General features: G+C 42.6%; 16 protein-coding genes. 1 reads left to right on the top strand and 15 read right to left on the bottom strand.

Annotated features, from left to right (window positions below; genetic code table 11):
• Window positions 1-4: 4 nt before the first annotated feature.
• The 12 genes from tadF to JQC93_RS18525 are packed head-to-tail and all read right to left on the bottom strand — an operon-like array spanning window position 5 to window position 9,467.
• Entirely contained in the window at window positions 5-550 is a 546-nt protein-coding gene (gene tadF, locus JQC93_RS18580; RefSeq protein ID WP_205159841.1) for a tight adherence pilus pseudopilin TadF, read from the bottom strand.
• The gene (locus JQC93_RS18575) at window positions 531-1,043 is read right to left on the bottom strand and encodes a TadE/TadG family type IV pilus assembly protein (RefSeq protein ID WP_205159840.1); all 513 of its coding nucleotides are present in this window, start codon (window positions 1,041-1,043) and stop codon (window positions 531-533) included. The genes tadF and JQC93_RS18575 overlap by 20 nt, the downstream gene beginning before the upstream one ends.
• Complete coding sequence (locus tag JQC93_RS18570; RefSeq protein ID WP_205159839.1) at window positions 1,043-1,861, bottom strand: tetratricopeptide repeat protein; 819 nt, start codon at window positions 1,859-1,861, stop codon at window positions 1,043-1,045. Before JQC93_RS18570 ends, JQC93_RS18575 begins: the two co-directional genes overlap by 1 nt.
• Window positions 1,848-2,807 (bottom strand): type II secretion system F family protein, encoded by a 960-nt coding sequence (locus tag JQC93_RS18565; protein ID WP_236009665.1) that lies wholly within the window; start codon window positions 2,805-2,807, stop codon window positions 1,848-1,850. The genes JQC93_RS18570 and JQC93_RS18565 overlap by 14 nt, the downstream gene beginning before the upstream one ends.
• A complete protein-coding gene (locus JQC93_RS18560; protein WP_205159838.1) occupies window positions 2,780-3,706 on the bottom strand; it encodes a type II secretion system F family protein in 927 nt (308 codons plus the stop codon). The genes JQC93_RS18565 and JQC93_RS18560 overlap by 28 nt, the downstream gene beginning before the upstream one ends.
• Window positions 3,707-3,708: 2 nt before the next feature.
• Window positions 3,709-4,980: a CpaF family protein gene (locus tag JQC93_RS18555; RefSeq protein WP_205159837.1), complete on the bottom strand. Its 1,272-nt coding sequence runs from the start codon at window positions 4,978-4,980 to the stop codon at window positions 3,709-3,711.
• Window positions 4,981-4,991: 11 nt separating this feature from the next.
• A complete protein-coding gene (locus JQC93_RS18550) occupies window positions 4,992-6,212 on the bottom strand; it encodes an AAA family ATPase (RefSeq protein ID WP_205159836.1) in 1,221 nt (406 codons plus the stop codon).
• Between the two features lie 12 nt (window positions 6,213-6,224).
• A complete protein-coding gene (locus tag JQC93_RS18545) occupies window positions 6,225-6,704 on the bottom strand; it encodes a hypothetical protein (protein WP_205159835.1) in 480 nt (159 codons plus the stop codon).
• Window positions 6,701-7,987, bottom strand: coding sequence for a type II and III secretion system protein family protein (locus tag JQC93_RS18540; RefSeq protein ID WP_408068618.1), 1,287 nt, complete (start codon window positions 7,985-7,987; stop codon window positions 6,701-6,703). The genes JQC93_RS18545 and JQC93_RS18540 overlap by 4 nt, the downstream gene beginning before the upstream one ends.
• 25 nt (window positions 7,988-8,012) lie before the next feature.
• Entirely contained in the window at window positions 8,013-8,798 is a 786-nt protein-coding gene (cpaB, locus tag JQC93_RS18535) for a Flp pilus assembly protein CpaB (RefSeq protein ID WP_205159833.1), read from the bottom strand.
• Between the two features lie 10 nt (window positions 8,799-8,808).
• The gene (locus tag JQC93_RS18530) at window positions 8,809-9,240 is read right to left on the bottom strand and encodes a prepilin peptidase (protein WP_205159832.1); all 432 of its coding nucleotides are present in this window, start codon (window positions 9,238-9,240) and stop codon (window positions 8,809-8,811) included.
• An 11-nt stretch (window positions 9,241-9,251) separates the two neighbouring features.
• On the bottom strand, window positions 9,252-9,467 hold the full coding sequence (locus JQC93_RS18525; RefSeq protein ID WP_205159831.1) for a Flp family type IVb pilin: 216 nt from the start codon (window positions 9,465-9,467) through the stop codon (window positions 9,252-9,254).
• A gap of 475 nt (window positions 9,468-9,942) precedes the next feature.
• On the opposite strand from JQC93_RS18525, the gene JQC93_RS18520 reads away from it, so the two are divergent.
• The gene (locus JQC93_RS18520) at window positions 9,943-11,640 is read left to right on the top strand and encodes an AMP-binding protein (protein WP_205159830.1); all 1,698 of its coding nucleotides are present in this window, start codon (window positions 9,943-9,945) and stop codon (window positions 11,638-11,640) included.
• Window positions 11,641-11,730: 90 nt separating this feature from the next.
• On the opposite strand, the gene JQC93_RS18515 is transcribed toward JQC93_RS18520, so the two are convergent.
• The 3 genes from JQC93_RS18515 to fusA all read right to left on the bottom strand — a co-directional run bounded on the left by JQC93_RS18515 (window position 11,731) and on the right by fusA (window position 16,701).
• Window positions 11,731-12,273 carry a porin family protein gene (locus JQC93_RS18515; RefSeq protein WP_205159829.1) on the bottom strand — a complete coding sequence of 181 codons (543 nt, stop codon included), beginning with the start codon at window positions 12,271-12,273 and terminating at the stop codon, window positions 11,731-11,733.
• A 31-nt stretch (window positions 12,274-12,304) separates the two neighbouring features.
• Window positions 12,305-14,461: a vWA domain-containing protein gene (locus tag JQC93_RS18510; RefSeq protein ID WP_205159828.1), complete on the bottom strand. Its 2,157-nt coding sequence runs from the start codon at window positions 14,459-14,461 to the stop codon at window positions 12,305-12,307.
• A gap of 158 nt (window positions 14,462-14,619) precedes the next feature.
• Window positions 14,620-16,701 carry an elongation factor G gene (fusA, locus tag JQC93_RS18505; protein WP_205159827.1) on the bottom strand — a complete coding sequence of 694 codons (2,082 nt, stop codon included), beginning with the start codon at window positions 16,699-16,701 and terminating at the stop codon, window positions 14,620-14,622.
• Window positions 16,702-16,972 lie beyond the last annotated feature (271 nt).

Genomic DNA, 16,972 nt, shown 5'->3' with positions numbered 1-16,972 from the left:
AAGTTTATCGACCTACCATGACAGCCGATGAGCCCACCTGGGTAAATCCATTTCCCAAAACCCCAGCCACATAATTCTCTGTATCGTAACAAGTCACAACACGATACAAATTGGCGTTTCGTCCCCAACTTGTTGTGACTCTAAGTTGTGGCTCCAAATCTGAGAGAGTTTCACCATTACTACAATCCAGTGATCCCTCCGAAAAAACATCTACAGTTAGGGGAACACCTTCATCAGTGTAATTTTGAGCCTCAATTTGAATACCATACTTAGTTGCATCAAAATCACCCATCGTACGAGCCAATGACCCGCTAGTAATCTGATAGATCATTTTTGCGTCATCATCACTGAAGGTATTTCTGGAGTCGTACAATTGGGTGCGCTCTTTTGCGATCGACACCGCCGAAAATGCGATTCTATCTAACTTACCTTTTGTTGAAACCTTAAACATGACATCCATAGTAAACAGGATGAAGATCACCAAACTAAACAGCATCAACGTAAACTCGACTATGAATACACCCTTTTGCCTAGAGATTGAATTTGTCACGCTGATACTCCTGCACCACAATTATTTCACGAGCTGGTGCCATTCTGTTGTCAAAAAAGTGAGTAAATAAGCCTTCAAACTGATAACTCATATAATATATTGCTATCGCACTTCCTGTTTCAGAACCACAGGATTTGAACTTCAATAGATTGCCATCTGAATCTACATCATCTTCTTCAGGTAAACACTGCTCAGCTTTAGAGAGCTCTGTAATGTCCTTAACATAGTTCACGGTATAGATGACGTTTTCAGGATCAATAAATTTGCTCCACAAACTGTCTGTTTGATCCAATACCGATTTATAGGAAACCATGTATGCACTGCTGTCTTTTTTAGCAACTCTCGCTGCCTCATTAATAGCGAGATCGTTTACCGCCGTTACATAAGAAATAAACGCAATTTCTAACCAAGCAACAATAACCATCCAAAATACAATGAAACCTAGAATAAACTCAATGGTAACCACTCCGCGTTGCTGAAGACGCTTAAACATTACAAAGTCTCCAATTGAATCGGTGGTTGTTCAGACTCCAGAGAAGTGTCTAATACCTCAGATCTAGATTGCAATTGATTAGCCGTTGTAACCTCACTTAGCGCGCCAAAAGCACTACGGAGCTCACTCATTGTCGCACCAGAATCAAAGTAAAGAGCTGAAAATGAATTGAAATTACCAATTTTTGCGTAAGCTAACGCTAAATTAGCAATCACCTGCTCATCTTGAACACCATTGGTTATCAAGGGCTCCAAGCGATAAGCCGCCTGATGGTAATTACCTTCCAACATATCTACCATAGCGAGATTGTTCTTTATTTTCACATCATCAGCTAAATGCTGACGTGCTAAATAGAAATAATGTCGGGCTTGTTCATAATCACCAAGAGTGGCATATATTAAACCCAACAAATTCTCAGCCGCCTCAAAACCATTACTGCCTTCTACCGATTTCTTTGCATATATTGCAGCTGCACCCATGTATTGCTTTTCATAGTTCACTAGAGCGAATAAATAATCGATCTGTGACTGTAGACTATTGGACGTACCTATTAGGTTTAAATTAAATTCCGCTGATTCGATATCGTTCATATCGATATAAACTTTAACCAATTTAAGGCGCGTTTCTAACTCGTCACTTTCTGCTAAGCGCTCTTTATAAAGGGTAACCAACTTAGCGTAATCATTTGTATTTACGTATACCTGTTCTTGTCTATCATAAGTCAATTGCTTAGTTGTATCAGGCTGCTCTAGTGAACTGGTACAGCCCATTAGTGACAATACGGCGGTAATTGATAATAGAAATTTAGAGCGGAGCATCTTCCATCAACCTCATAATACCTGGTGCGGTAATCAATATAACAATTGGGATCATAATGAATAGAATCAAAGGAATGGACATTTTCGCTGATAGTGCACCTATCCGCTCTTCAATAGTGAGCATTTGCACTTCACGGATATCCATTGATAAATTAGTCAGTACATTGGATATGGATGAACCATATTGCAAACTTTGATTCAAGGTCATCACAAAACTACGAAACTCTGGTGTTGGTATTCGAGCGTAGAGATCATCCAGCGCCTTTTCCAACCCTACGACTCGAGCTTTATCGGAGGTCTTTTGAAGTACACGTGCGATGTCTGGATCAAAGCCCTGCATTTCTTGAGCAAGATATGCAATAGATGCTTCGATTGTCATGCCGGTTTGAACACAGATGGCCATCATATCGATTAGATAAGGCAGCTTATCGGACAGTTTTTTACGCATTGCTTTCGCTTTCACATCGACGTACATGTCTGGCCCAAGTAATACAGTAATACCTAATAGAAGCCCTATAATGAGGCCTTGCTGAGCATCCAATCCGAGTCTTTTCACCGAAAATACGACTCCTGCTACAATTACCGCAAGAACAGTATATTTTAAGGGGATGAATAACTTACTTAGGCGCTCATTATATATTCCTGCAGCGGCAAATTTTTCTTGAATTTCACTATCTGATGTAGACAAAAAGCGACTCAAAAAGTCATTTAAACTTTCAATTAAACCAAAACCTTTTTCGGCTTTACTCGCTTTTTCTTTTGACTGCAAACCATATCTCGCCATGGTTCTTTTTCGAGAAAGTTCTACGTAGGAGCTGTATACAAACGAAATGACACCCACAATAACAAGCCACGCCCCTATCAAAATCGCTAGATTGAACGGGTTTATAGATGCAACATAGCTAATTAAGCGCTCAATCATGTCGCGCCTCGCATTAATTTCCATATGATTGCCATACCGATGAACTCACTTATCAGCATATAGTAGAGAATCGGTCTGCCAGCTTCATTAAACATGACATATTCATAATTCTCTGGGCTCATATACTGCATAAAAATAAGGAAGATAAATGGAATCGATCCAACGATTTTAGCTGACATACGCGCTTCCGAGGTAAGAGCAATTTTTTTCTTCTCCATAGCTCTAGCATCGAACATAACCCGGTTAATACGATTAATAACGTCTTTGAGTTGACCACCACGACTGATGTTTGCACGTAGTGTAATGACAAAAAATTGGAATGAGGGATAGGGAAATCGATCACAGGCTTTTCGAAAAACCTCATCCGGGGTTTCACCGATGCGCAAACGTTCGTACATTACATTAAACTCTTTTCCCACATCGCCTTCTAAGTGAGTGCCCACATAGCCGATGGCATGCATAATACTTTCACCTGCAGATACTGCACTGGCAAGCATGTTTAATGCGTCGGGAAAGGTCTCTTCAAAGTGTTTCTCTTCGCGTTTTTGCAGCCACAACAGACCGTAGCCTAGCCCAAGAATTTCTGTAACTAAAATAGCGAGAAGTGGAGACAGGCGCAGGAAGCTCTGATTAATAAAATTCCCCGCAATAGCCAATAACACAATGGCAACGATGACCTTTATTAATGCCATGCTGCCAAGTTGCTTACCAACATTGTCAATGCGATCACGAAGCTTCTGCCAGCGTGACTTTTCAGTTAACGCTCTAATATCTACGGCTTGATCGGCGGTAGCGGTCATAGAACTAACGCGCCGCGCTTTAACCACGTCCCCAAGATATTTATGTTTCGCCCCACGACGCTGTTGTATCCAATGATAAATGAGCACCACAACACCGACAACCATAAGGAGTAAATATTCCATCGCTACCCCCTATAGAACAGCGACTCAAGCTGCTTCTCTAATCCAAAAAACTTTGCTTTCTCTACGAGCGCAGACCGTTGCATCAATCCGGCAGTTAGGAACTCTCCATTCACTTTTTGCGGATCATCTGAAGTGCGCGGTTCAAAACGGAATATCTCCTCCATTACCACATTGCTCCCTTCCAGGCCCACTACCTCTGTAATGCTCATAACCTTACGACTTCCATCATGCAGACGGCTGATCTGTACAATGATGTCCACGGCGCTCACAATGGTACGGCGAATAGCTTCAAGCGGAAGGTTACTCGTGGCCATCATCACCATTGACTCAACACGGGCTAACGCATCACGGGGGGTGTTGGCGTGGAGTGTAGACATTGAACCATCGTGACCAGTATTCATTGCCTGTAGCATCTCAAAGGCTTCGCTACCACGACACTCGCCGATGATGATGCGATCTGGACGCATACGAAGAGCGTTAATAACCAAATCTCGCTGATGAATCTCACCAGTGTTTTCGATGCCGGCCTTACGTGTTTCAAGTCGAACAACATGTGGCTGCTGCATTTTCAGCTCAGCCGCATCTTCAATGGTAACGATACGTTCGCCATTTGAGATATGTTGGGATAACGCGTTTAGCATGGTAGTTTTACCCGAACCAGTACCACCAGAAATTAAAATGTTGAGGCGACAACGAGAAGCAATAGCCAGCAAATGAGCCATCTCTTGGCTCATTGCGCCAAAGCTCAGTAACTGCTCTAAACCAATACTTTGCTTTTTAAACTTACGAATAGATATGGATGTGCCGTCAATTGCTATAGGCGGTATAACTATGTTTACACGGCTTCCATCGGCAAGACGAGCATCACACAATGGAGACGACTCATCGACGCGGCGCCCCACCCTAGAGGCCATACGTTTTGCGATATCAACCAACTGTTTCTCATCTACGAAGTTTACTTCAGCTATTTCGACCTTTCCGTTTCGTTCAATGTAGACTTGCTCGCTACCATTAATCATGATGTCAGAGATCGACTCATCATCCATTAGTGCTTGTAATGGTCCTAAACCGTGCAGTTCGTCCACCAAATTCTTAACGAAATCAAGCTTAATCACATTGGGAAGCGCAAGCTGCTCTTGCTCGGCAATCACTTGGATGGCGTCATTTAGTTGAGTCGACAGCTCATCAGCACTCAAGCGGTTTATGGCTTCTGGTTCAATCGCAGCGAAGATTTTTTCTCGAACACTGCGGTAGATTTCCTTCGCTCCATCCATGGCTATCTACCTTATCCAAACGAAAATAATTTGCGTTTTTTCTGCTCACCCAGTATGAGTGCGCTGAGTTGCTCAATAGCTTTACTGGCTTTGTTTCGTTGTGCCACAATCCCTTTTCCGGTTAGAACCTGTTGATCGAGCTTCTTTACAAATGGGATCACAACATCCACCTGGCAATCGAGGTATTTTTCAACGTCTTCGTGGTTGATCGAAGCGTTAGCTTCAGGCTGGGTATAATTTAGAACCGTGATAATTCGAAGTGGCGACTCTTCTCCAATAGTGCTTGAAAGGCTTTTCTTGATTTTAGCGGCATCGCGAAGCGCAGAAACCGTAGGCGTAAATACCAACACAATACAGTCAGAGATATCGATTAAATCTCTCTTAGAATAGATCATTGACGCGTTAGCTGAGACATCCTCAAATACGAAGTTATAGCTTTGAGACACATAGCCTGCAACGGTTTTGGTGTAATCCTTAAGATCAGTGTTTTCCAAGTCACTGGAGGTGAGGGACAGTACTGACAACATTGGCGTTTGCTTTTTTAGCAAAGCTTGAGCGGATGTTTCATCCAAGTTTACTGCCATGGAACCGGGTCTTACATCTCGCTTCTCAAACTTTTCATAACCCAACATAATGTCTAGGTTGCCACCTTGATAGGCATTATCGACCACCACACTAGACATGTTTTTCTTGTTCGCAAAGTAACTAGCAGTCTCTGCACACAGTAGCGTAGTACCGACACCACCTTTACAACCAATAAATGAAATCTGCTTCGCTTTACGTGACTTACTGATGCCCGCAGAACGCTCACGGTTTTCTTTTACCGAGGCAAAAAAGTCGATGTACTCTTGTTTATTTACTGGCCAAAAAAGATAGTAAAAACCCAAGCTTTTCAAGTTGCGTATAGTTGAAATTGAGTCTTCTTTACCAATAACCACTACCGAGGCTTGGTTAGGTAAATAGTGGCTAAATTTTTCTGCTTCTTTCGACACATCTTCTGACTCATTGAGTTCGAGTATTACGATTTCTACTTGCTCATTATTTGTCAGTTGTTTTAGTGTGTCTTTTTTTAGCTCTAGAAATTGTGGCGGGACAATGCCCTCAAAGTTACTGGCTTCGGTAACTAAAGATTTACACTCTGCAGTTTGATAAAAACAGACTACTTCTTGCTGAGCTTTAACCCCACTCGACTTCCCACTGTCTTGCTTTAATATGGTTGCTAGATCAAGCATATCGAACTCCTTCTACTTCACCATCTTTTGTGGGTTGGTCATGGCTTTCCAACGGGCATTCTCTGAATAACATCCGGTGTCTGTCTCACCAAAGTAGCCTAATTGATAGTATCGGCAGACGGGGGTGAAAGTTTTGTAGTAAACGCTCACCATCTGAAAATCAAATTGATCAGATTCAGATTTAGATGTTTCAGATAGTTGCTCTGGATCTTTACCGCGCTGCTTTAACAGTTGTCGTACATGTTTAGAAACAACTTGTCCTTTTTCCGAGAAAACGACCAGTTCGACTTCAGCATCAGCCAGCACCTCCCAGTTGCTTTCTATGTATTCTTCCACTTCGTTTAATGCTTGTCTTTGGTCTTTAAGCTCAACCGAAAACGTATGCGTCAAAGGTACGATATCAATCGCAACTGACTGCCTTTCTACCAAAGTTTCTGCACACCCAGATATCAGTAGCAAACTCCAGAGTGTCACTAATAAATTTTGTCTCATCGCTTGAAGCCTCCGTTATCCAGTACTTGGTCACTCCAACGACGAATCGCTAGTGGGTAATCACTCTCAATAGCAAAAAATCTCGCCAAATTGCTGGTTTTCTTTATTGAAGGTAATTGTATGGTATTCGCCTCAACTGGCCCGACTAAGTTGACAGTGGCAACAATCACGAGTTCCGTTTTTACGCGCTCTGTAGAAGTATTTCTAAACATCGCACCTAAGATGGGAATATCACCAATGTAAGGGATTTTCTGGAGACTTTCTTTGTCTTGTGAGTTAAGCAGGCCACCTAGTACAAAGCTTTGGCCATCACCAAGCTCTACCGTCGTGCTTGCTTTTCGTGAAGCTAATGAAGGTAGACTGTACGCGCCACTTTCAAACTGATTATCGATAGAACTAACTTCTGGCTCTAACGATAGGAGAATTTTGTCGTCTCGGAGCACTTGTGCCGACATTTGTAACCTGACACCATACTCTTTATAAATAACGTTTGAGCCACCATCAACTACAGTAACAACAGGAATCTCACCACCCGCAAGAAAGCTTGCAGATTGACCAGAGATCACGCTCATATTTGGCTCAGCTAGAATTTGAGCTACATTTTCATTATTAATGGCAGTGATTATGGTAGATATATCGTCAGCACTGAACTCAAACAACTGATTAACAAATACACCAGGATCTACCCCGCCTACTTGAACACCAAAATCTTCCATAAAGGTGTGCGACACTTCTGCGACAGTCAGCTTTACATTAACCTGCTTTGTGGTAATGACTTTGATGTTATTCACCACCCCTGGAAAACGGTATGAACGCAACATTCCCGCACTGACCAGCTCAGCCTCTTTACCAAGTAGCTCACCAACCATCAAGTGGATTTCTTCTTTGATCTGTTCTGTTGCGACATTACCTGCCAACACTACTTGATCACCTAGGTTGCTTACATTGATTTCGCTGTCTGGATATTGAATTTTCAGCTGTTGTTGAATGTGAACAAGACTTTTATTCACCACCAATTTGTTGCTCAATAAAGTATCGCCATTTTCATCGAATACCAGCAATGTTGTCGTACCTACCGATTTCCCATAAAAAATAATCTTATCGTTTTGGATGATGTGATAGTCGGCAATCGAAGGGTTCGAAACAAACACAGAACCTATATTTCGTTGAGTGGTGAGGTGGTGTGCGTCTCCGACCCCAATATTGACAATGCTAGACGCGTAAGCGCTAAAACTGCACACCATCGCGATCAGTGCATACAAAAACTTTTTATACCATTCCATGTACATGCTTAGGCTCTAATCCCTGTTATCGAACAACTAGCGAATTACCGCGATACTCGGCAATGGCTTTAAATTGGGGCAATACATCACCTGAGTTGGCTTGCAGCAGAACCGCTTGCTCGATACCAGCTGACTTGTGTAGTTCCAGCTTAGCTATTTGCTTAGCTATAGTGAGTGTGGCTAGTTCTTTACGAGATAGCTCAAGCACCACGGTCACATCGTCGTTAGTGCTAAATACTCCGTCGTTTGACTCGACTTTTAGTACTTTGATAGCGGCCATAATAGGTTGAATATCCACTGAGCTAACACGATAAGCCCCTTCACTTTCGTTTTGCTCTGTGATGGCTATGATGTCTACTTCGGCTCCGGCTTTCACAGAGCCACCTATCACCGCGCTGCCTTTCACAACCATTGGAAACGGTACATGGTTCTGAGAAATAGCGTAGTCTATATAACTGTCTGCTTCTGGGGTGACATAGTAATTTGTAGACAACCACTGCTCAGCGTTGATTTGTTTTGTGGCAATCCAAGTATCTTCGATATTTATAGGCTCAGATGGATCAATACCTTTGTCAATGGCTTGCTGTTCTGGGACAGATACCAACTCGAACATAGTAGAAGTAAGCCCTTGCCTAGCCTCTATGGTTGACTTTGCTTGCCAGACCATGGTCATGGTTATAGGTTGCTCTACTTGAACCGTCGGTTCAGAAGCTACCGCTACTTTTTGGCTTTTAAGGTAGTCTTGAGAAAACCCATAAAGCCCCGCACCAACCGCGATCAATCCTACTGGGATTATAATTCTGGAATTCATCCATAAACTCCTAGTACATTGTACCAACTATTCCAAAGAATCCGGCAATGCTGATAGGCACTGCCATCGGAACCCCACTAGATAGTTGATTCGTCTTTCTAAAACGGTCACTTAACCACATCATGAGTAAAGTGAATACAATCGCTGCCGCGAATACAACTAAAAGCGAAGACAAAAGCTTCGGTTCAATTATTATGCTTAGCGCAGTTACAAGCTTAATATCACCTGCACCCACAAACTTCATCATCCAAAGGGCAAAGCCGATCAAGAAGCACATCCCGGCCGAAAAAACTTGCACTGATAAGTCGAAAAAGAACAATAGGCTGCAAAGTGTGATAGCCAAATAGAGAATAGATTTATTGGGGATTTTTCTACATCGCCAATCCCCAATACCGATGGACATCAATATAACTGCGACTAATGCTATTGCTGCCCAATTCATTACACTTTCTATTAACCGCCAGAAACCGTTGGAGTTACTTGATCAACGATATTATCCATGGCGGCGTCTAATGCACCAGTTAAACCATCATTACTGCCAAATACAGTCGCAACAATTGCAGCAATTGCCACAGCTATAATCGCGTATTCAATAGCAGTTACTCCGCGCTCGTCATTCTTAAACTGTTGCAGTACAGCTTGTGCTTTAGTAATAGTTTTCAAAAACATTATATTCACTCCTTGATGTTAAAAAATTGGTCTCGTTTTAAACTTTAAGATTAGAAACCAATAGCAAGCGTAAATTTAATTACAAAGTATTGCAACATGCAAGATACTGTAAACTTGATGTAAAGCGTCTCAATTATGAGATGAATTTAATATAGGTACTATGTAAACATTTCCATGACGCGTTAAAAATTTGACACAAACAACCATTAGTTCTAACAAACTAATGACATCTAACACAGGAAATGCGTTTTTATGCAGCATTGTCATTCTAGGTGGTATATTTAGTCATAGTGGTTATATCACCCATTATGAGCACTAAAAATTTAGCTACCTCTTTGGGACTACGAGAGCTAAGCTCAAATATCAGACATTCTAACAGGTGTTTAGATTGACTATTTGCTCTAGGCGATCAACAATTTAACAACAAATTAACAATAACAATCGGCGACTTATAAGCTGGAAGGATGACCGGAATATGGACAATAACGTGAAGCCCAACATAGAAATAAACGGACCATGTACTCATACACCACCTAATGAACTGATCCTTAAGTGGGCTGAAGAGCGCCCGAACGACATTTACCTAAAACAGATCATCAATCGGAAGTTTACGACTTATACCTTTGCTCAAGTAGCAGACATGGCACTTCGTTTTGCTAATGCTTTGCGTGAATTAGGTGTTAACCCCGGCGATAAGGTGGCCTTTGTTTCTAAGAACTGTGCTGAATGGTTTATTACCGACTTAGCATTAATGCTAGGTGATTTTGTTAGTGTGCCTATTTTTCCAACCGCGGGCTCGGATACTATCGCTTACTGTATTGAACACAGTGAAAGTAAGGTACTCATAGCGGGTAAACTGGACGACAGCGCCCCGACGGCTGAAGCAGCGGCTAAAGTTGATGGACTGATCACCATATCGTTCCCATATGACTCCGCACCGCAGTGCGACCACGAATTTACAGCTCTCATTCAGTCAACTGAACCTCTAACTGATCGCGTGCAGCACTACGATGAAAAGCTGATGTCACTCGTTTATACTTCCGGCACATCAGGGGTACCCAAGGGCGCAATGCTTACCTATGGTGGGTTCAATTGGTCATGTGCAAATCTAGCAAGCCATATTGGACTTAGACAAGATGACCGTTTGTTCTCTTATCTGCCACTTGCTCATATCACTGAGCGTGTCTACATATTCGGTTCATCAATATCCGCCGGACTTGAAACGGCGTTCCCTGAGTCGCTAGACACCTTCATTGAAGACGTGAAAATGCAGCGCCCTACGCTGTTTATTTCAGTGCCGCGTCTTTGGACACTGTTTCAACAGCGTATTCAAGACAAAATGCCTCAATCTCGTCTCAATATTTTATTGAAGATCCCTCTACTCAATAATATTGTGCGTAAAAAAATCATTGATGGACTGGGACTAGACCAAGGCCGAGTGCTAGGTTGTGGGTCTGCACCAGTGTCTCCTGCGCTATTAGAATGGTACCACTCCATTGGGCTCAATATTACCGAAGCATGGGGTATGACGGAGACATTTGCTTATAGCACGCTCAACTACCCGTTCCGCGCGGACAAGATTGGTTCCGTCGGCAATGCTGGTCCTGGTATTGAACTAAAAATAGCGAGTGAAGACCAAGAAATTTTGGTTCGCAGTCAAGGGTTGTTTGCAGGGTACTACAAGAATGATGAAGCTACTCAAGAAAGCTTTAATTCTGAGGGTTGGTTGCATACTGGTGATATTGGTTCAATCGACTCTGACGGGTATCTCACCATTCAAGGACGCAAAAAAGACACATTTAAAACCGCCAAAGGCAAATTCGTAGCACCTGTTCCTATTGAGAAGAAGCTGGTCGAGTACGCAAGGGTTGAAATGCTTTGCTTAGTTGGGCTTGGGATGCCAGCTCCAATACTATTAGTTGTACCGCACGAGTTCCCTGACTTTGATAAGGCACGTTATCAACGCTCAGCAGAAAGAGTATTGAAGAAAATGAACGAACAGCTTGAGTCACATGAAAAAATTAAAGGCGTGTTAATGATTAAAGAGCCTTGGAGCATAGAGAACGGTATCTTGACTCCAACACTGAAAATTAAACGCCATATACTAGAGAAGAAATATCACGATGTTGGCGTCAATTGGCCAAAAGATAAAGTAGTGGTTTGGGAAGAGTAAACCGATTTTTTCCATTTGGTAGATAAAACAAAGGGAGGCTAGCCTCCCTTTATTGTTAGCAGCGAAAACTGCTGCTACTCAAATCCCATATTAGAATTGATAACCAATCTTCACACCAAAATCCCACACATCGTAGTCCAAGTCACCATGTTGAAATGCATTCAAAGCTTCCAACCCTAGGTCTACTGCAACGGTTTTTGCTTGTAATCGATAACTCAGACCCACTCCATAGCTCAAGCTAGTATCAGAAGTAGAAACAGGATCAATCTCTATTTCGCTATTTTGCGCACCAACTAGGAGGTAAGGAGTGAAACCCGAAGATAATGGGTACATCGCTTTCAAATACCCAGAATAAAACAGCCCCTGCTCTACTATCCTCTCGTAAGCAGGCAGCTCAATGTCGGTGAAACCTTTGCCAATACGTGCCTCAATGCCTAAGTAAGAGTTGAATCTATACCCAGCACTCACATGGGCGTTATAAAGAGTATCATCAATGTCAGATCCGTATTGATGATACGACATAGCAGCACCAACACCTAAATTCCAGCCTTGAGTGTCATCGACGCTTGCTTGAGCACAATGAGTAAACAGTGCAACAAGACTAAGGGCGAGCAATTTATACGATTTGTTCATTTATCAATCCTTTAATGTACATATCCATTCTCTACAGATAGACGATGTTATCAATGTAGACAGCATCAGATGAATGTGATTTGGTTGCGTCTTTTTTGTATTTAATTTCAACACTATGCAAGCCAAATGGCACCACAATTTGGTCGGTTGAGCGCCATTCACTCATAATCCCCGAGTACCAAAATACTCGCTCACCATCAATGTAAAGCTCTAAGAAGTCATAACCTTCTTCTGAGCGAGTCAAAAAATCAAATCCTATCGTGGAAAAACTCGCCATAAACTCAATTGTGCTCTGCTGGCCATGACCAATTGACTGAGACTTTAGGACATAACTGCCCATTTTTTCGTGCCATGACCCTTCTGCGGATACTACTTGCCACTGTTCAGAGAGTTGGTGGGGATCACTAGAACCCACTTCAAAACTAATAACTTGGTCTAGTGATGAGCGAATATAGTAAGCCGTCAATGTATATTCCATGACAAAAGGTTTCACCTCAGCGTAAGTTGCGCCAAGTAAGTCACCATTCGTACTGTCTACTGCTTCAACAACACAAGACTGAATATCATCACTCATAAACATCAAGACATTATGTTCACTTCCAGTAAAGGAGCACTCACATAACGTAAATGCTTGAGTTGATGGATCAAAGTCACAAGTGATTGGTTGGTCATCGTCATCAAGCATTTGTTGACCATCAGCAAGGTAAGGTTTTGCACTCCAAACGTGACTAATAGATTGATCGGCAGTCTCTAACTTCAAATCCCAAAGACCAAAATAATTGATAGTACTAATTTCATAAGGAGCTACCGAAAACCAAGAAGTAGCTTGAACATCATCGAGCATAGTGTCCGTTTCTCGATCACTAACTACTTGCAACTTGTAAACGCCGTGAGTATTGATATCAATATCAACCTCACTGACTGCATTATCAATTTCAATACCATCTAAATACCAATCTAGCTGCAGATCAGGATCTAAAACATTAAAGTATGGATAGGCTGTCGCGGTTAACTCGAATGGGACAAAACCTGCTTCTTTCAAAGTCTGTTTTTCCACATCCATTGATAGCAAGATTACCGAACCTGTGAACGATCCCGTATCGTATTCGTAATCCATTTGATACAGGTTACCAATGCTATCTTCATATTCTAAAATTAGCTTTTGGCTTCCGGATTGTGATGCAGTGGAGTGTTTTAGTACGTAATAGCCATCTAATGAGGTTTCTAGACCAGATATAATATCACTTACTACATCGCTGACTTCAGAGAGGTTTGCTACTTCTATTTCATTTTCTGGGGCGCTCGCAATATCAAACCACTCTAAACGTTCGGTTTGACTAGACAGTGTAAACACGCGCTGTTTTGTAGAATCTCTATCAGTAATCACCTCATCGAGAGTAACTAGATTTGAGTTTGCGTTACCGTCAGATATAACGATTAACGTTCCTAAAGGCGTTTCTGTCGGTGAAAACGCATTTAGCGTGACCAAAAGTCCTTCTTTTGCCGCTTTGTAGAGTGCAGTACTGTTATTAGAGTCTCTAAGGTTCCGATAGTCACTTTCTAATAGCTCATCAAATATTGCCTTTATCTGCACTGGATCGCGCGTAATGCCTGTTGCGGGGTAATGAGTCACGGTCGAGTCAAATACAATTATGGATACTGCCTGCTTATCTAAAAGGCGACTTGTAGGCTCAGCACCAGAGGTGTCTATAAGCGCATCTCTTATCCCTGTGACCGATGCAATAAAGTCATCATTGCTGACACTGGATGAAATATCGATAGCGATAGTAGTCGGTAATTGTAAATTGGTAGCAGGTTGAATCGTAGTGTAAGACTCAACATCCATTGGAGAGTCATCTTCGTAAGAGATGCTGAAGTGCTCTTTCCAAAGGTCAGTGTGCTTTTCAGCCAAGCCGGTGACTGGATTCAAATCGTCATCGACCACTTTAAAAAGTGCGTTAACGTGCGAAGGTAGTTCACTAATAGCCACTATGGGCTCAAGCTTGATAATTGGCTCAAGCCTATCATCTGAAATGACTAGATCGATACTGGTACTGTTGACTGTGGACTCGCCCTTTTCTGGTAGCAAGCCGCCAGAAGCTGCAGTGTCATCGCCACCACAACTTGCGAGCAAAATTACTAACCCGGTGGCTACAACCCCTTTGAACGCCAAGCTCCGGCTATGCATACCTAAATCCTTACATCATCCATAATTTAGAAACGCCTTAGCTTACCTAATAACCGTACCCCATACTTTCTAACTAATGAGAAAGTTTAGAAAAAATTTAGCCAAAAAAAAGCCCAGCCAAATGGCTGGGCTTTCTAAGTCAGTAAGTGACCGCTAAATTACTTAGCTTTCTCTTCTTTAACTTTAGCAATAACTTCTTCAGCAACGTTTTGTGGACATGCTGCGTAGTGGCTGAACTCCATAGAGAACTGACCACGACCAGAAGTGATTGTACGTAGGTGACCGATGTAGCCGAACATCTCAGAAAGAGGTACGTCAGCTTTAATACGAACACCAGTAACACCCGCTTGCTGATCTTTGATCATGCCACGACGACGGTTAAGGTCACCGATAACGTCACCAACGTGATCGTCTGGAGTGAACACGTCAACTTTCATGATAGGTTCAAGAAGCTGTGCACCCGCTTTAGGGATAGACTGACGGAATGCGCCTTTCGCTGCGATTTCAAATGCGATTGCAGATGAATCGACTGCGTGGAAGCCACCGTCGAACAGTTCAATTTCAACGTCAAGAACTGGGAATCCTGCAAGAACACCCTCTTCCATCATTGATTTGAAGCCTTTTTCTACTGCAGGCCAGAATTCTTTAGGTACGTTACCACCAACAACGGTTGAAGAGAATACGAAACCTGAACCTGCTTCACCTGGCTTGATGCGGTAGTCGATCTTACCAAACTGACCAGAACCACCAGACTGCTTCTTGTGCGTGTAGCTATCTTCAACTGCTTGCGTGATAGTTTCACGGTAAGCAACTTGAGGAGCACCAACAGTTAGGTCAACACCGTAAGTACGCTTAAGGATGTCAACTTTAATGTCTAGGTGAAGCTCACCCATACCTTTAAGGATGGTTTCGCCAGTTTCGTCGTCAGACTCAACTTGGAAAGATGGATCTTCAGCAACCATTTTACCAATCGCAACACCCATTTTCTCAGAACCGCCTTTATCTTTTGGCGCTACAGCAATCGAGATTACTGGAGTTGGGAATACCATTGGCTCTAGAGTTACTTGGTCTTTAGGATCACATAGAGTGTGACCAGTCTGAACGTTCTTCATACCAACGATCGCAATGATGTCACCAGCTTGTGCGCTAGTGAGTTCTTTACGGTCATCTGCTTGCATCTCAACCATACGGCCAACACGCTCAGTTTTACCTGTGAATGAGTTCAGGATGGTGTCACCTTTGTTCAATTTACCAGAGTAAATACGAACGAAAGTTAGTGCACCGAAGCGGTCATCCATAATTTTGAATGCAAGCGCTTTAAAGGTTTCGTCAGCAGAAACGATAGCGTGTTCGCCAGTTTCGTTACCTTCTTCGTCCATTAGAGGTTGAGGATCAACTTCTGTTGGAGCTGGTAGGTAATCAACTACTGCATCTAGAACTAGCTGTACGCCTTTGTTTTTAAACGCAGAACCACAGAAAGTTGGGAAGAATGCTAGGTCACGAGTACCAGTACGGATACAACGCTTGATGTCTTCGATAGAAGGTTCTTCGCCTTCCATGTATGCCATCATTAGCTCGTCGTCTTGCTCAACGGCAGTTTCGATTAGCTCTTCACGGTATTGCTCAACGTCGTCAACCATGTCCGCAGGAACATCTTGAATTTCGTAGTTTTCAGGAAGACCAGAGTCATCCCAAACGTATGCTTTACGAGAAAGTAGGTCTACAACACCCACGAAGTCATCTTCGCGGCCGATTGGTAGAACCATTACTAGTGGCGTAGCACCTAGTACGTTTTTCACTTGATCAACTACGTTGTAGAAGTCAGCGCCCATACGGTCTAGTTTGTTTACGAAGATCAGACGAGATACTTCTGATTCGTTAGCGTAACGCCAGTTAGTTTCTGATTGAGGTTCAACACCACCAGAACCACAGAATACGCCGATGCCGCCATCAAGAACTTTTAGAGAACGGTATACTTCAACTGTGAAGTCAACGTGTCCAGGAGTATCGATAACGTTTAGACGATGGTCATTCCAAAAACAGCTTACAGCTGCTGATTGGATTGTAATACCGCGCTCAGCTTCCTGTTCCATGAAGTCAGTAGTTGATTCACCATCATGTACTTCACCAGTTTTGTGGATTTGGCCGGTAAGCTTTAGGATACGCTCAGTCGTCGTGGTTTTACCCGCATCAACGTGCGCGAAAATACCAATGTTTCTGTATTTTGATAAATCAGTCATCGTTTTACTCTGTTAATAGGATATAAAATGCGCGCAGAGTATACCACAATCCGTCAAGACTGATACCCCTTAACGCGCTAGGAAAAAAAATAATTCGAAACCCGCATAAAGACTGAGCTAACAGCGCTTTGCAAACTCGAACTAGCTTAAACTCCCACCTTGTTTGACCATAGTTGTCTATGGAAAGGTCAGAAGTTAATAGTAGATGAAAATTAGCCCAGTGCCACTCTAACCATCGCTGGTGAGCTCGGCAAGAAGTTTTACAGCGGTT

The sequence above is a fragment of the Vibrio ulleungensis genome (assembly GCF_016900875.1).
Classification (GTDB): Bacteria; Pseudomonadota; Gammaproteobacteria; order Enterobacterales; family Vibrionaceae; genus Vibrio; species Vibrio ulleungensis.
The sequence above is the reverse complement of the archived record's forward strand: the minus strand, read 5'-3'. Positions and strand labels throughout refer to the sequence as shown.

Bases quoted from the DNA above. Each gene is read 5' to 3' on its own strand.
- JQC93_RS18520 (WP_205159830.1), top strand. From the start codon at position 9,943: ATGGACAATAACGTGAAGCCCAACATAGAAATAAACGGACCATGTACT.
- JQC93_RS18525 (WP_205159831.1), bottom strand. From the start codon at position 9,467: ATGTTTTTGAAAACTATTACTAAAGCACAAGCTGTACTGCAACAGTTT.
- fusA (WP_205159827.1), bottom strand. From the start codon at position 16,701: ATGACTGATTTATCAAAATACAGAAACATTGGTATTTTCGCGCACGTT.
- JQC93_RS18545 (WP_205159835.1), bottom strand. From the start codon at position 6,704: ATGAGACAAAATTTATTAGTGACACTCTGGAGTTTGCTACTGATATCT.
- JQC93_RS18570 (WP_205159839.1), bottom strand. From the start codon at position 1,861: ATGCTCCGCTCTAAATTTCTATTATCAATTACCGCCGTATTGTCACTA.
- JQC93_RS18560 (WP_205159838.1), bottom strand. From the start codon at position 3,706: ATGGAATATTTACTCCTTATGGTTGTCGGTGTTGTGGTGCTCATTTAT.
- JQC93_RS18510 (WP_205159828.1), bottom strand. From the start codon at position 14,461: ATGCATAGCCGGAGCTTGGCGTTCAAAGGGGTTGTAGCCACCGGGTTA.
- JQC93_RS18555 (WP_205159837.1), bottom strand. From the start codon at position 4,980: ATGGATGGAGCGAAGGAAATCTACCGCAGTGTTCGAGAAAAAATCTTC.
- JQC93_RS18565 (WP_236009665.1), bottom strand. From the start codon at position 2,807: ATGGAAATTAATGCGAGGCGCGACATGATTGAGCGCTTAATTAGCTAT.
- JQC93_RS18515 (WP_205159829.1), bottom strand. From the start codon at position 12,273: ATGAACAAATCGTATAAATTGCTCGCCCTTAGTCTTGTTGCACTGTTT.
- JQC93_RS18575 (WP_205159840.1), bottom strand. From the start codon at position 1,043: ATGTTTAAGCGTCTTCAGCAACGCGGAGTGGTTACCATTGAGTTTATT.
- JQC93_RS18530 (WP_205159832.1), bottom strand. From the start codon at position 9,240: ATGAATTGGGCAGCAATAGCATTAGTCGCAGTTATATTGATGTCCATC.
- JQC93_RS18540 (WP_408068618.1), bottom strand. From the start codon at position 7,987: ATGGAATGGTATAAAAAGTTTTTGTATGCACTGATCGCGATGGTGTGC.
- JQC93_RS18550 (WP_205159836.1), bottom strand. From the start codon at position 6,212: ATGCTTGATCTAGCAACCATATTAAAGCAAGACAGTGGGAAGTCGAGT.
- cpaB (WP_205159833.1), bottom strand. From the start codon at position 8,798: ATGAATTCCAGAATTATAATCCCAGTAGGATTGATCGCGGTTGGTGCG.